Consider the following 15,016-nt stretch of genomic DNA (forward strand, 5'->3'; position numbering starts at 1 on the left):
CATGACCCTGCCCTCCCCCCGCGATTTCCTGACCTTGCTCTTTTCCGCAGCCGTGCGTGCCGCTGATCCCCTGACCGGCATCACCGCGCATCTGCCGCAAAAACCTAGGGGTAAGACGGTGGTGATCGGCGCCGGCAAGGGAGCGGCACAGATGGCGCGTGCGCTGGAAAGCGTGTGGGACGGGCCGCTCGAAGGCGTGGTCGTCACCCGCTACGGCTATGGCTGCGAAACACGGAACATCGAGATCGTCGAAGCCGCCCATCCGGTTCCAGATGCTGCCGGCCTTGCCGCCTCCAGGCGGCTGATGGAGGCCGTCGCAGGATTGAGTGAGGACGATCTCGTCATCGCCCTGATCTGCGGCGGCGGCTCGGCGCTGCTGCCCTCCCCGCCCGAAGGGCTGACGCTGCAGGACGAGATTCTCTTGAACGAGTTGCTTCTGGCTTCCGGTGCACCGATCTCGGCCATGAACGTCGTGCGCAAGCATCTCTCCACCATCAAGGGCGGACGGCTGGCGGCTGCGACCAAAGCCCGCGTCGTCAGCCTGATCGTCTCCGATATTCCCGGTGACAACCCCGCCCATGTCGCCTCTGGCCCGACCGTTCCCGACAGCTCGACCCGGCATGACGCGCTTCAGATCATCCGGCAATACAGCCTCAAGCTCCCACAGGCGGCCATCGATCATCTGAACTCCCCAAAGGCCGATGCGCCGCGACCGGGCGATCCGGTCTTTGCCCGCCACGAACATCACATCATCGCCTCGGCCGGCGTATCGCTCGAAGCCGCAGCCGAGCTTGCCCGTTCTGAGGGCATAACACCGGCGATCCTGTCGGATTCCATCGAAGGAGAAGCGCGCGACGTTGCGCTGGTGCTGGCGGCGATCGCCCGCGAGGTCGCCGGTCGCGACCGGCCTTTCACGAAACCCGTCGTCATTCTCTCCGGCGGCGAGACGACGGTGACATTGCGCACCAAGGGCGGCAAAGGCGGCCGCAACGGCGAATTCGCGCTCGCGCTCGCGCTGGCGATCGACGGGTGTGACGCCATTCACGTGCTTGCCGCCGATACGGACGGCATCGACGGCTCGGAGAACAATGCCGGCGCATTTTCCGACGGCGGTACGGTCAAGCGGCTGCGCGCTGCCGGCCTCGACCCACGCCGTGTGCTCGACGGGAACGACAGCCATTCCGGCTTCAAAGCCATCGGCGACCTGTTCGAAACCGGCCCGACCGGCACCAATGTCAACGACTTCAGGGCAATCCTGATCGCCTGACTGTTCGTCTACGCAAGATCAGGGTGGTCACCGCTCTACCGATGCGTTCTCGGATAGGGATTTGGCTCCGGCGGCGTCCAATTGGCGAGCGTCGCGGGATCGGGTTTCCATATCTCGACTTTCAAAGGATAACAGGCGGCCGCATCGCTGGAATGGCTTGCGCCGCAATCGCCACCTGGGCAGGCCGACAAGGCGCCGAGAAGATCGATCTCTGCAAAGAATTCGATGAAATCTCCCGGCCGCACGGGACTGGCCTTCATGAAATATTGGTGTGTATCCCTGGTGAAGCCGGTGCACATGAAAACATTCAACACATCATGCACATGCATTTCGGCCTGTTCGAGCGGCATGCCCGTGTCGGCGGCAAGCGCCCGCGTCAGGTTCGAATGGCAGCAGTGATGATAATCACCGCCCTTCAGCAACCGGTTGGTATAGGGATCGCAGCGGGTGCCGATGACATCATGAATGCCGGCGCCGTCATCGTCCCAACCGTACCAGCCGAGACTGTCATAGGTGATGGTCGCCATGGGGCGCAGGTAGGGCAGCGTGCTCCAGAGACGATCACCGACACCGACATGGGTGGCATGCAATGCCCGCGTCTTGCCGCTGAAAAACCGTTCGGTGAGATCGGCAGCGTTCCACAGATTGAGGTCACCGACCTGTGGGCCGTCGACGCTGACGATGCGGAAGAAATGCCCCTGCGGAACATGGAAGCTGCCCGCCTCGCGCGGCGGCACGATCAGTTCGCTGACCTTCGTCAGCATTTGCCGGGCACTCTCGAAAAGACTGAGATCGGCCGACGGCAGCGTTGCGACGGGATAGACGACCACGGGCGGTGCTGCGCGTCGCTCGGCTGCGTCAGAAGGAATTGGCACTGCTATGGACTGCTTCGACATCCAGATATTTCCGCTCCGCTGGCGATCTTCGGGTGCTGTGCCCCGCGAGACACGACAGGTCGACGAGCACTCTTAGCGAGGCTGCGGCATTGGGCAACCGAGATGATCCTTGCCCTATGGGCAAGTTTTGCTTAGTCATCCTGACATGAGAAACCTTCCCCTCGCATCACTGCGGGCATTCGAAGCCGCCGCACGCCACGAAAGCTTCGTCAGGGCGGCTGCCGAACTGAACCTGAAACCGGCCGGCATCAGCCAGCATGTGAGGGCAATGGAGAATTGGCTCTGCATCCCCTTGTTTCGGCGTCATAGCCGCGGCGTGACGCTGACGGCCGCCGGCAGGGAGTTCGGCGCAGCCGTCACGCATGCGTTGGTCCATATCGACGTCGCCGCCGGGCAGTTGCGCCCGGAGGCGAACAGCCGGCCGGTCAGCGTCGCGTGCATTCCTTCCATGGCGGTGCGATGGCTTATTCCGCAGCTGCCGAGACTGAGAACTGCTTATCCTGATATCAGGATCAACATTGTCTATGCGCTCGACGCCAGGACGCCGGAAGCTGCCGGTGCCGACCTGCTGATCTGCCATGGCGTCCGACCGAGCACCGGCGCCATCAAGCTCCTGGATGCCGAGACCAGACCAACCTGCTCAGCGGAATTCCTCGCTCGGCATGGTCCCTTTCATGTGCCGGCCGACCTGCTTGCCTGCGAAATTCTGCACGATGAGACAACCGATGCCTGGGCACGCTGGTTGTCAGGTGCCGGCATCCATTCCGCGCCGAAGGCTGGACCTATTTTTGCCGACTTCAATCTCATGATCGGCTCGTTGATCAGCGGCCAGGGTGTCGGCCTTTGCCCGACCGCGCTGATCGCAGACGAGATCGCGGCGGGTTTGCTCGTTTCCCTCTTCGAGAGAGCTTCCGATATGGATAAGGCCTACTGGCTCATCGAGGCGAAGGGGCTCTCGCGCGAGGCGAGAACGCTTCGCGATTGGCTGCTGGCAGCAAGGCGGGACGAGACCTGACGGGCCGATCAGGCCTTGGCGCGCTTCAGAACAGGTAAATCCTGATGTGTCATGCGCCAGATGTTGCGACCATCGGCCTTGGCGCGATAGAGCGCCCGATCCGCCTCCTGCATGAGCGCTTCGCGGTCCACTCCGTCAGCCGCAGCAATCCCGATGCTGATGCCGAGGCGGATGGCAAGACCGTTGATGGTAAAAGGCTGCTCGAAGGCGCCGATGCAGCGCTCGGCGAGATCAATCGCTTCGGCTCTTTCTCCCGTCATCAGGATTGCGAATTCATCGCCCCCGAGCCGGGCGACCAGATGACCTCGCGCATGCATCTGAAGCCGATTGGCGACATTTCTCAGCACCTCATCCCCGGCAGCATGGCCAAACGTGTCATTGACGGGCTTGAACCCGTCCAGATCCAGACAGCAGATGATGACCTTTCCTCGTTCCTCCGATGCAAGGGCTTTTTCGAGCGCCTTGTAGAATTGCATCCTGTTCGGCAGGCCTGTGAGAATGTCGTGATGCGCCAAACGATTGGCTTCAGTCTCGGCAAGAATTCTGTCGCTAACGTCGGCCACGGTAAGCAGCAGCCGATGCTCGGCTCCCTCGTGGAGTTGGCGGACATAGATCAGCACGTGGCGCTCCGATCCGTCCTGCGTCGTCTGTCGCCAGATCGTGCGCGCATCACAGTCACTGTCGAGATGGAGGAGGACTTTCTCGAATGCCTGGAGTTCGCTGTCTACATGCATGTCGCAGGCTCGCTTCGACAGTAGTACCGCAGGTTGGATACCATAGAAATCAACAGCTGCCCTGTTGGCCTGAAGAATGGCGAGGCTATCGCCATCGCATAGAAGCATCGGCATGGGATTGGCGTCAAACAATTGGCGAAGCCAGTCCTCCCGCTGCTTGAGGCCGGTGATATCGATGCGCATGCCGATCGCGCCGCCGTCGGGCGTGCGCCGGTCGTCGTGGCGCAGCCACCTGCCGTCCCGCAACTGCTGCTCCTCCTGCGAAACCGGCTGATGGAACTTCTTCATGCGTTCGCTGAGCCAGACCTCCTTGTCTTCGACAAGTTCGCACATCCCGTCGCCGGCGAGGCTGGTCCTCAAAATATCCTCAAAGGCGACACCGGGCCTGAGGTGCTCGGCTATGTCAGCATAGAGTTCGGCATATTTCTGGTTCCAGAGCACATAGCGGTCGTTGGCGTCGAACACGCAGACCGCCTCCGGCAACATCTCGATGACATAGCGCAGCCGCAGATTGGCCTCACGCGCCGCATGACCTGCCGGACGCTCGTCATCGACAGGTTCGAGGAACGCCGCCGTGACTGTTTCCGCGCCTGTGGGCCAGCTTATGACCTTCACGCGGCATAGCCGACGACAACCGGGACGATCGCTGACGAGCACCATGGAGACGCCGGATGACAATGGCCATTCAGGCATGAGTTCGGCAATATCCACGCCGGAAGGCAGGTCTTCGAGATCGAGGAGATGCTTGGCTTCGGCATTGACGAAGATGACCTGACCGTCGGCGTCTATCACGAGCACCGCCATCGGACATGCCTCCAGGAATGCAACGATCTCAGCCCCAAGCATCGTTATCCCAACCGTAAAGTCGCTTCAGCAGATCTTTCGGATGTGACTTTAACAGCGGAACGTAAAGGAATGTAACCAAGCCTCACAGTGCGAGAATTTCATACGCACTCCGAAGCAAGACACGGTTTCTCGAACGTTAACAGAAGATCCTGATGTAATGTTGTACGACGAAATGGCTTGGGCATTGCATTGGCTTCACTGCTCTGACCCCGACCACATCACAATGCAAGGCCGCGTCTTCTCGCCTAAGCTGGATATCGCCATACACTCAACAGGCAACGCGTGCGTCTGTCACGCCTGCACAATTGGTAGGATTTTTCATGGACCGGCAAACGAAAAGAATAAATAGTCTATAGATTTTATAGATAATTCGACACCCTTCCTGTTATCGCTTCCTGACATTGCAACCTCAAACGGGAAACATCACGATGACATTGGCAAAGACATTGGGAATGGCTGTGCTCGGCCTCATCTCCCTCGGCATGTTCAACAACGTGGCAATGGCCGAGACGAGCCCACCGCTGCTCGACAAGGTGCCGCCGGGAACGGTTCTGACGATCGGCGATCCGGTCACGCAGAAAGCCCTGGAGGTTTCCGGCCTCATCAAGGAATTCACCTTCGAGGTCAAATGGGCCAATCTCAGCGGCGGCCCTCAGACCTCCGAAGCCTTCCGCGCGCACGCTCTCGATGTCGGCTCCGTGGCCGAAATCCCGTCGATCTTCGCGACCTGGAACAACCTGCCCGTCCGCAACATCGCCTATCGCGAACGCAAGGACCCGATTGCCAATCCAATCTACCGTTTTGGTATCGCGCCTGGCGTCGAGGTCAAGTCGCTCGCGGATTTCCGCGGCAAGCGCATCGCCTTCAGCCCCGGCCAGGCGCAAGGTACACTCGTGCTTCGCGCGCTCCATGCTGCGGGACTGACGAAGAAAGACGCCACTCTGGTTGAACTGCCGAGCACGGGTGACGTCTATCCAAAGGCACTGGCAAGCAAGCAGGTCGATATCGCGCCGCTCGGCGGCGTCAATATCCGTCGCTACATCAGTCAATATGGCTCGGATGGCGCAAGCCTCGTCGAGCATGGCCTGCGTGACGATCCCTCCCATCTTTATGCACCGCAATGGGTGCTGGACGATCCGGCAAAGGCAGCCGCCCTTGCCGAATATGTCCGCCTCTGGGCGCGCGCAACCGAATGGATCGATCAGAATCCGGAAATCTGGATCAAGGAATATTACATCGGCCAGCAGGGCCTCAGCCGCGAGGACGCCGAATTTCTCGTCAAGCTCGCAGGCACCCAGGTGATCCCCGATAGCTGGGCGGACGTGAAGAAGCGCCATCAGGAAACCATCAACCTGTTGGCCGACGAACTTGGCTACAAGCCCTTCGACGTCGAACAGATCTTCGACAACCGCTTCGAAAAAATCGCTGCAGGCACTCTGACAAGAAGCCAGTGATCGCACATGCCGTCCACAGTAAGGAGAGGAGATCGCAAGCATGGCAACCACCTGGGATGCAGATAGTGTCAAGACATCACGGATATCGCCGCGCGAAAGCGCTGGCGTAACAGCCACAGCAAAACACGGAGCCTCCCGCGCCCGCCGTAGGCTCGGCCCAGGACGCGAGATACCCTTCGGACTGCAGATCGGCCCGGCACTGCTGGTGCTGGCCTGGATTGCCGGATCGGCGCTCGGCTGGATCGATCCGCGCATTCTCTCGGCACCCTGGACGGTCGTCGAGGCCTTCGGACGGCTGATCGCCGAGGGCCGCCTGCAGGACAACTTCGTGACGTCTGCGACCCGCGCACTGCTGGGCCTTAGCATCGGCCTCGTCATCGGCACGGCTCTCGCAGTCATCGCCGGCCTGTCCCGTGTCGGCGAAGCGCTGATCGATGGGCCGATCCAGATCAAGCGCGCCATCCCGACGCTGGCGCTGATCCCGCTTTTCATCCTGTGGTTCGGCATCGGCGAAGGCATGAAGGTCACGACCATCGTGCTTGCCGTCATCATCCCGATCTACATCCACACCCACAACGCACTGCGCAGTATCGACAGCCGCTATGTCGAGCTCGCCGAGACGCTCCGCATGAGCCACAAGGACTTCATCTTTCAGGTCGTGCTGCCCGGCGCCCTGCCCGGCTTCCTTCTCGGTCTGCGCTTTGCCGTGACCCTCTGCTGGGTGTCGCTCGTGGTGGTCGAACAGATCAACTCCACCAGCGGCCTCGGCTACATGATCGATCTTGCCCGCACCTATGGCCAGACGGATGTCATTCTCGTCGGCCTCGTGGTCTATGTGCTGCTCGGCCTCGTCTCGGACGGTCTCGTCCGCCTGCTCGAACGGAGGGTCCTGTCATGGCGCCGCACTCTGGCCAACTGAAACCCGCCGTGCATGTGGAAAAGCTCGTGCGACGTTTTGCGGCGAAGACGATCCTCGACGGCGTCGATCTCAATATCGGTGAGGGCGAGTTCGTCGCCCTGCTCGGCAAAAGCGGCTCGGGCAAGAGCACGGTCCTCAGAGCCCTTGCCGGTCTCGACCACGAAGTCGAGGGAACGGGGACGCTCGAGACACCCGAAAAACTTTCGGTCGTCTTTCAGGATGCCCGTCTGCTGCCCTGGCGCACGGTCATTCAGAACGTCACACTCGGGTTGCCGGGTGAAACCGGACAGGAAGCCGGACGCAAAGCGCTCGCCGAAGTCGGTCTCGAAGGACGGGAAACTGCCTGGCCGAACCAGCTTTCGGGAGGGGAACAGCAAAGGGTGGCGCTCGCCCGTTCGCTGGTGCGGGAGCCGGCGCTGCTGCTGGCCGACGAACCCTTCGGCGCGCTCGATGCGCTGACCCGGCTGAAGATGCATGACCTCTTGCGGGAGCTTTGCGCCAGACACCGCCCCGCCGTTCTCCTCGTCACCCATGATGTCGATGAGGCGATCTCGCTCGCCGACCGGATCCTCGTGCTCGACGAGGGTCGTTTCGTGGAGGATCTGCACGTCGACTTGGCCGTGCCGCGCGATCACGGCGATCCGCGCTTCGCACAGATCCGAACCCGTCTTCTAAGCCGGCTCGGGGTTGATGCCACCGGCCGTCACGCTGCCTGAAACCAAAGGAGATCGTCATCATGGCTAGTCAGAAAAGACAGATACGGCTTGGCGCGTTCATCATGGCAACGGGCCATCATGTTGCCGCCTGGCGCCACCCGGACGCACAAGCCGACGCCGGCCTGAATATCGATCACTATCGCGAGCTCGCCCAGACCGCCGAGCGCGGCAAGTTCGACCTGGTTTTCGTTGCCGACAGCCCGGCAGGCTGGGAGCGGGCCAAAGACCCCGAAGCGCTGCGCCGCACCGCGCAGGGCGCCCACTTCGAGCCGGTGACCCTATGGGCGGCGCTTTCGCAGGTCACAAGCCATATCGGCTTTGTCGCAACCGCCTCCACCACCTATGAAGACCCCTATCTGCTTGCCCGCAAATTCGCTTCGCTCGACTATATCTCCAAGGGGCGCGCGGCCTGGAACGTCGTCACCACGGGGGCCGATGTCTCCAAAAATTTCTCGATCCCCGGCCACCCGGCTCATGCCGACCGTTACGCGCGGGCTGAGGAATTCGTCGATTTGGTGAAGGGCTTGTGGGATTCCTATGAGGACGATGCCTTCATCCGCGACAAGGAAAGCGGCGTCTATCTCGATCCGGACAAGGTGCATCAGCTCGACCACAAAGGCCAGTTCTTCTCCGTCAGCGGCCCCTTGAATGTCGGCCGCCCGGTGCAGGGTTATCCCGTCATCGTCCAGGCGGGCGCATCCGAGCCGGGACGCGAGCTCGCGGCGCGCACGGCCGAGATGATCTTCACCGCGAACCAGACGCTGGAAGACGCTCAGGAATTCTACTCCGACGTCAAAGGACGTCTTTCCCGCTACGGACGCGGCCCGGACGAGCTGCTGATCAGCCCCGGCATCTTCCCGGTGCTCGGCAGCACGGAGGCTGAGGCCAAGGCAAATTACGACTATATCCAGTCGCTCGTTCACCCCTCGGTCGCCTGGAACATCCTGTCACGCCACTACAAGGGCGTCGATCTCTCCGGTTATTCGCTCGACGATCCGGCCCCGCCGCTTCCTGACAACACCGAGCTCAACAAGAGCCGCCTGAAGCTGGTCACCGATCTGGTCTCGCGCAACAATATGACGCTGCGCGAATTCTATCTGGCCGTCGCGACCGCCCGCGGCCACCGCACCGTGGTCGGCACGCCGGAACAGGTGGCGGACGCGATGCAGGAATGGTTCGACAATGGTGCCGCCGACGCCTTCAACATCATGCCGCCGATCCTGCCGAATGGGCTGACCGATTTCGTCGATCAGGTCGTGCCGATCCTGCGCAAGCGCGGTCTTTTCCGCGAGGAGTACGAAGGCACGACGCTGCGCGAGAACCTCGGCCTGCGGCGTCCACCGAATGGGCTGGCGCTGAGAGCCCGGCAGGGCACATCGGCCCGGGCGGCCGGATAACCCCCCTTCGCGGGAACACGCGGGCGATCGCAACGCAGCCGGCCGCACTATTCCTTCTCATTCAATCACAGAGAACCGCAGGCGCATCACATGAGCAGCAATCCGGAATTCCTTTGGTATATCCCCAATGCCGTCAAAGCCGGCCATCGCGGCGATTCCGCAGTCGCAGACCATAACAGCCTGGAAACGCTGACCAGCCACGCCAGAGCGCTGGAAGAGCACGGCTGGAAGGGCGCGCTCATCGGCACCGGCTGGGGCCGCCCCGACACCTTCACGCTGGCCACCGCGCTTGCGGCACGCACCACCACCTTCGAGCCGCTGATCGCAATCCGCCCCGGCTACTGGCGGCCGGCGAATTTCGCCTCGGCGGCAGCCTCGCTTGACCATCTCACCGCTGGGCGGGTGCGCGTCAATATCGTCTCTGGCAAGGACAATCTTGCCGCCTATGGCGACAGTGAAGGCGATCAGGCGCATCGCTACGGCCGCACCAAGGAATTCATGCGGCTGGTGCGAAAACTATGGACCGAGGAAAACGTCACCTTTGCCGGTGAACATTTCGGGGTCAGCGAATCCACCGTCGTTCCCCGCATCGAAGCCCGCGGCGAGCGGCGTCATCCGAAACTCTATTTCGGCGGCGCCTCGGAAGCGGCCGAGCGTGTCTCCGCTACTGAAGCCGATGTTCAGCTCTTCTGGGGCGAACCGCTCGATGGCGTGAGGGAACGGATCGAACGCCTGAAGAGGCTGAGCCGTGACCTCGACCGCGACCTGCCGCCACTTCAATTCGGGCTTAGGATCACGACCCTGGTGCGCGACACCACCGAAGAGGCCTGGGCCGACGCCGAGGCGAAGGTCGCCGAAATGGCCAACAATAGCGGTGCCGGCTGGCACGACCACCAGCGCGCCGTCGCCGTCGGCCAGCAGCGTCTGCTCGATCTGCACCAGCGCGGCGAAGTGCTTGACGACAATCTCTACACCACGCCCGGCAAGTTCGGCGGCGGCGGTGCGGGCACGACCTGGCTGGTGGGCTCCGCAGCAGATGTCGCTCGCTCGCTGCGCCAATATGAGGCGCTCGGCATCAGCCATTTCGTGCTCTCCGACACGCCCTATCTCTCCGAGATCAAGCGGCAGGGTAGCCAGCTACTGCCTTTGCTGAGAGATCCCGCGCGGTTCGATGCTGATCTGCAGGAAACGCATAAAACCGGCGTTGCCCAAGAGCACACATAAGCGCACCCGGTCATCCCTGACCGGGTGCGCGCTGCTTTAGGCGAGTTTCAGACGGGCGGCTCAATGGGCGCCCGTGCCTCCACCGGTCTGCGGCTTTTTGGTGAAAAGCAGAGCGAGTGCCGCCAGCGCCAGCACGACGCCGATGACAGCAAACGTGTCGCTGAAGCCCATGATCAGCGCCTGGCGCTTGACGATCTGGCCGAGCGCGACGATCGCCTTCTGGGATGCGACGGCCGGATCGGTGACCCCATGCTGGGTAAAGTAGCCTGACAGCTGGGTCAGGCGATCACGGACCTCATCACGGGTCAGCGTAATCGACTGGCCGATAATGTTCGAGTGGAACTGCTCGCGCTTCGTCAGGATCGTGCCGAGCGAAGCCGTGCCGACGGCACCGCCGAGGTTGCGCAGCATATTGGTCAGCCCCGAAGCAGCGGCTGCATCGGCGGGTGCAATGCCGGCGGTGGTGATTGCAGTGATCGGCGTTAGCACCAGGGCCTGGCCGATAGCACGCACGATATTCGGGATCCAGAACTGATCGCCGGCATTGTTGGCTGAGAGCGTAATGTTCATGAAGCAGCTGATCGCGAAGATCGAGATACCGAGGAAGCCGATATAACGGGCGTCGAAGCGCTTCATCAGAACCGGAACAAGCGGGATGAGCAGCAACTGCGGCAGGCCGGTCCAGGCAAGCACGTTGCCGATCTGCTCGGCATTGTAGCGCTGCACCTGACCGAGATATTGCGGCAGGATATAGACCGTGCCGAAGAGTGCGACGCCGACCAGCACATTGACCAGCACGCCGATGCCGAAATTGCGCTGGGTGAGCAGCCGCAGCTTTACCAGCGGCTTCTTGACGGTCAGCTCAATCCAGATGAAGGCCGCCAGGAAGACAAAGGCGACGATGCCGAGCTTGACGATGAAGGGCGAGGAGAACCAGTCGTCCTTGTTGCCTTCTTCCAGCACGGTCTGCAGAGCGGACAGGCCGATCGCCATGGTTATGATGCCGGCCCAGTCCCCTTCCTTCAGGAGGTGAAGCTGCATCGGCTGCTTGTCCAGCGTCGCTGCGAGAGCCGCCGCCATGATGAGGCTCGGGATGGTGTTGATGAAGAAAATCGTCTGCCAGCCGTAATTTTCCGTCAGGTAACCGCCGATCGTCGGGCCGATGGCCGGAGCGAAGGTGACCGACAAGGCGAAGACGGCAAGACCAAGCGGCTGCTGGCTCTTCGGCAGCTTGGTCAGCACCATGGTGAAGGCCATGGGGATTAGCACGCCACCCGCAAAGCCCTGCAGGCCGCGCAGCAGGATCATCGTGCCGAGATCGTGGGCGAAGGCACAGGCCATCGAGAAGAGCGGGAAGAGGATGGAATTGACCAGGATATAACGGCGGAACGAGAAGACATTGCTGAAATAGGCCGTCAGCGGAATGACGACGATCTCGCCGATGAGGTAGGAGGTCGAGATCCAGGCGCCGTTATCGACGCCCGTGCCGATGCCGCCCTCGATATCGAGGAGGGAGGCATTGGTGATCTGGATATTGAGGATCGCCATGAAGGCGCCGATCATGCCGGCGAGAACGGCGATCCAATCCCTTGTGCTGGCCTTGGTGCTGGCGCCCGGCTGCGGGACGGCACCTGATGTTGCTGCGATACTGGACATGACACGATCTCCTGCCCTTTCGCTTAGTTGCTGGCAGCATCGACCTTGGTATCGATGCTCGGCTGGACGGACATGCCCGGGCGCAGATCGCCCTTTTCGGCGGCATCGCCATCAAGCACGATCTTCACCGGAATGCGCTGAACGACCTTGGTGAAGTTGCCGGTGGCGTTGTCGGGCGGCAGCAGGGCGAATTCCTGACCGCTTGCCGGAGCCAGGCTGTCGACATGGCCATGATAAGTGCGGCCCGGGAACATATCGACCTCGATATCGACAGGCTGGCCGGCGTGAACGTCCGTCAGCTGAGTTTCCTTGTAGTTGGCAACGATGTAGGCTGCCGTCGTCGGCACCACCGCCATCAGTTGCGTGCCGGCCTGAACATATTGGCCGACGCGCAGCGTCCGGTTGCCGATGGTGCCGTCAACGGGCACGACGATCGTCGCATAGGAGAGATTGAGCTCGGCCTGATGGGCGACGGCCTGGTCGTGGGCAAGTGTCGCCTTGGCCTGGGCAAGTTCGGCATTCAGAAGGTCGACCTGCTTGGTTGCGGCATCGAGAGCCGCCGTGTCCCGTACGATCGTTGCCTGGGCAGCGGCAATTGCGGAGGCCGCCTGCTGAGCCGTCTGGACCGGGGCATAACCGTTGGTGGCCAAGTTCGTATAACGCTTGTTGTTCTGCTCGGCGAAGATCTCGTTGGCCTTGTCGACATCGAGCGTGGCGCGGGCGGCGGCGATGGTCGATTGCTGGATGTCGAGCGAGGCCTGCTTGGCATTGACGGTCGCTTCGGCCGCAGCGACATCGGCGCGGGCCTGGTCAAGCGCGGTGCGGAAATCGCGGTCATCGATGCGGGCGAGCGGCTGGCCTGCCTTCACCGTTTCATTGTCGCTGACGAGGACTTCGGCAAGATAGCCCGAAACCTTAGGCGCAACGGTGGTGCTGTCGGCCTTGACATAGGCGTCGTCGGTCGAGACCTCGAAGCGGCCGACCGTCCAGTAATTATGGCCATAATAGGCAGCAGCGGCGATGATGGCGATAGCCGCCACGCCCATCATCAGCGATCGGCCGCCGCGCTTACGAGCCGGCGCATCAGCGGTTGGCGCCGTTGCGGCGGGCTCCGCGACACGCGGCGTCTTGCCTGCATCGAGCGTTGCAGGGGTGGCTTCCGGGGCAGTCTCAACGACAGATGTGTCTGCCGGGGCAGCGTTGTTATTCAATGCATGCAGCGTCTTGACGGACATTGTCTCTCTCCAAGGAAGGTCGCTGTCGTCTTGGCCGCGACCCTGAAATCCCGCTCAAGTCCAATTTAGGAAACTTGATGTTTTCCAAAATATGCACTAGAAATGAGATGTCAACGAGAATTTGGAAAATCACAATGGTCCAAAATCACAAAATCGAGAAGAAGCCGCGTGGCAGGCCGCAGATACGTTGTGACGAGGATACGCGCAGCGTGCTTATCGAGGCTGCCAACAAGCAGTTTCACGAGAATGGTTATGCCGCGGTCAGCATCGCGGCGATCGCACAGGAAGCCGGCGTTTCGACCAAGACGCTCTATCGCCTGTTTCCGACAAAGGCAGATCTGTTTTCCGAAATGGTCTCGGATCGCACCGGACGCTTCCTCTTGGCGCTCGATCCCGGCACCTTGGCAATGACCGAACTCCGCCAGGGACTGGAGCGCATGCTGATGGCCTATGGCATGCTGACGCTCTCGCAGGACACGATCACGATTACCCGCCTCGTCATCGGTGAATCCGACCGCTTTCCTGAACTCGCAACCTCCTTTTATGAGAAGGCGATCGTCCGAACCAATACATCGATGGAAAGCTGGCTGCGCCGGCAGGTGGAGCACGGGTTGATCAAGCTCGAGGATCCGCACGCCGCTTGCGGCATGCTGCGCGGCATGATGATCATGGAACCCCAACGCGCCGCCATGCTGCGCCAGCTGCCGGCGCCCAACATCGAAGAGATCGCGGCAAGGGCGAGAATGTGCGCGGATATTTTTCTGAAGGGATGTGCTGTCTAGGGCATGGAAATGCCTGCAGTCGCGCGGAAATATCGCAGATCGGGCAATCGCCCGAGCACGAGCTTGCGGACTGCCGATCGACGCGTTGCGGGCAGCCACGACGAATAAGGACTGACCCGCATGGGGCGAAGGCGCGCCGAGTGCCTTAATCCTGGAGCACCGCCGCGATAATCGCGACGGCGCCCAAAGCGAACTTCCGCAACACGTCAGGCCGCGAGAACCCCCGCCTTTTTCGCCGTCCAGATGGCGATCAAGTCCATCAGCGCGGGCGACAGGCAATCGTAAGGCTCAAGCCCAACCTCCTTGAGATGAGACCGCACGGCGCTCATCTTTCCAGGGTCGTATCCGCTTTCGATGATGGACGATACGAAGGCCGCAAAGCCGGGGCCGGCCCAGCCTTTCTCCTGGAACCGTTCGGGATGGACGAAGGACAGTCCCTGGAAGGCGTGCTCGCGCTCGACCGGCCCGTACATGTGAACCCCGCAATCCCTGCAGGCATGGCGCTGGATCAGCGCCGACGCGTCGACGACCGCCAGCTTGTTTCCATTCTCCAGAACCTCGACATTCTGCGTCGGGGTCACGGCAACCACCGAAAAGACCGCCCCCTTCGGCTTCCAGCATTTCGTGCAGCCGCAGGCATGGTTGTGGGCGATATCGCCCTTGATGCGGACCTTCACCGGGTTGCTCGCGCAGTTGCACACCAGCGTGCCGCCGGCAAATGACGCATCGCTCGCCCGGTATCCGGAATCCACGATCGGGTGGATCGCTACATTGGTCATGCGTTGTCTCCTTCCCTTCCTGGGCCGAGGCGGGATGCCGCGGCCAAGCCCTTCCTCATCGCGCAAAACAGTCGACGGTCAGCGCGAGATCGCCTC

Annotated in this window: 12 protein-coding genes and 1 pseudogene; 8 read left to right on the forward strand and 5 right to left on the reverse strand. The window is 61.7% G+C overall.

The annotated features are described in order from the left end of the window. Position 1 precedes the first annotated feature (1 nt). A complete protein-coding gene (locus tag FHT87_RS04675; protein WP_183799862.1) occupies positions 2–1,267 on the forward strand; it encodes a glycerate kinase in 1,266 nt (421 codons plus the stop codon). A gap of 35 nt (positions 1,268–1,302) precedes the next feature. Here FHT87_RS04675 and FHT87_RS04680 read toward each other — a convergent pair whose 3' ends face one another. After that, positions 1,303–2,163, reverse strand: coding sequence for a DUF1989 domain-containing protein (locus FHT87_RS04680; RefSeq protein WP_183799865.1), 861 nt, complete (start codon positions 2,161–2,163; stop codon positions 1,303–1,305). A 145-nt stretch (positions 2,164–2,308) separates the two neighbouring features. Here FHT87_RS04680 and FHT87_RS04685 point away from each other — a divergent pair, with 145 nt between their 5' ends. Beyond that, the gene (locus FHT87_RS04685) at positions 2,309–3,178 is read left to right on the forward strand and encodes a LysR substrate-binding domain-containing protein (RefSeq protein ID WP_183799868.1); all 870 of its coding nucleotides are present in this window, start codon (positions 2,309–2,311) and stop codon (positions 3,176–3,178) included. Positions 3,179–3,186: 8 nt separating this feature from the next. Here the strand turns inward: FHT87_RS04685 and FHT87_RS04690 are convergent, their stop codons facing one another. Beyond that, positions 3,187–4,758, reverse strand: coding sequence for a diguanylate cyclase (locus tag FHT87_RS04690; RefSeq protein ID WP_183799871.1), 1,572 nt, complete (start codon positions 4,756–4,758; stop codon positions 3,187–3,189). 428 nt (positions 4,759–5,186) lie between these two features. Between FHT87_RS04690 and FHT87_RS04695 the strand changes: the two genes are divergently transcribed. From FHT87_RS04695 to FHT87_RS04715, 5 genes and pseudogenes are all read left to right on the forward strand, one after another. Further along, entirely contained in the window at positions 5,187–6,212 is a 1,026-nt protein-coding gene (locus tag FHT87_RS04695; RefSeq protein WP_183799874.1) for an ABC transporter substrate-binding protein, read from the forward strand. 40 nt (positions 6,213–6,252) lie between these two features. Next, complete coding sequence (locus tag FHT87_RS04700) at positions 6,253–7,131, forward strand: ABC transporter permease (protein WP_183725871.1); 879 nt, start codon at positions 6,253–6,255, stop codon at positions 7,129–7,131. Continuing rightward, a complete protein-coding gene (locus tag FHT87_RS04705) occupies positions 7,107–7,847 on the forward strand; it encodes an ABC transporter ATP-binding protein (RefSeq protein WP_183799877.1) in 741 nt (246 codons plus the stop codon). The genes FHT87_RS04700 and FHT87_RS04705 overlap by 25 nt, the downstream gene beginning before the upstream one ends. A 20-nt stretch (positions 7,848–7,867) precedes the next feature. Next, positions 7,868–9,244 (forward strand): LLM class flavin-dependent oxidoreductase, encoded by a 1,377-nt coding sequence (locus FHT87_RS04710; RefSeq protein WP_183725874.1) that lies wholly within the window; start codon positions 7,868–7,870, stop codon positions 9,242–9,244. Positions 9,245–9,334: 90 nt separating this feature from the next. Continuing rightward, positions 9,335–10,399 (forward strand): annotated as a pseudogene (locus FHT87_RS04715) (LLM class flavin-dependent oxidoreductase); the annotation flags it as partial. 129 nt (positions 10,400–10,528) lie between these two features. Here FHT87_RS04715 and FHT87_RS04720 read toward each other — a convergent pair. Both FHT87_RS04720 and FHT87_RS04725 read right to left on the reverse strand, forming a co-directional pair. Further along, positions 10,529–12,124: a DHA2 family efflux MFS transporter permease subunit gene (locus tag FHT87_RS04720; RefSeq protein WP_183799880.1), complete on the reverse strand. Its 1,596-nt coding sequence runs from the start codon at positions 12,122–12,124 to the stop codon at positions 10,529–10,531. A 23-nt stretch (positions 12,125–12,147) separates the two neighbouring features. Next, positions 12,148–13,359 (reverse strand): HlyD family secretion protein, encoded by a 1,212-nt coding sequence (locus FHT87_RS04725; RefSeq protein ID WP_183799883.1) that lies wholly within the window; start codon positions 13,357–13,359, stop codon positions 12,148–12,150. 134 nt (positions 13,360–13,493) lie between these two features. On the opposite strand from FHT87_RS04725, the gene FHT87_RS04730 reads away from it, so the two are divergent. Then, the gene (locus tag FHT87_RS04730) at positions 13,494–14,141 is read left to right on the forward strand and encodes a TetR/AcrR family transcriptional regulator (protein ID WP_183799886.1); all 648 of its coding nucleotides are present in this window, start codon (positions 13,494–13,496) and stop codon (positions 14,139–14,141) included. A gap of 206 nt (positions 14,142–14,347) precedes the next feature. Here the strand turns inward: FHT87_RS04730 and gfa are convergent, their stop codons facing one another. Then, positions 14,348–14,920 (reverse strand): S-(hydroxymethyl)glutathione synthase, encoded by a 573-nt coding sequence (gene gfa / locus FHT87_RS04735; protein WP_183725882.1) that lies wholly within the window; start codon positions 14,918–14,920, stop codon positions 14,348–14,350. Positions 14,921–15,016: the final 96 nt, after the last annotated feature.

The sequence above is a fragment of the Rhizobium sp. BK316 genome, assembly GCF_014193695.1.
In the GTDB taxonomy this organism is placed as follows: Bacteria; Pseudomonadota; Alphaproteobacteria; order Rhizobiales; family Rhizobiaceae; genus Rhizobium.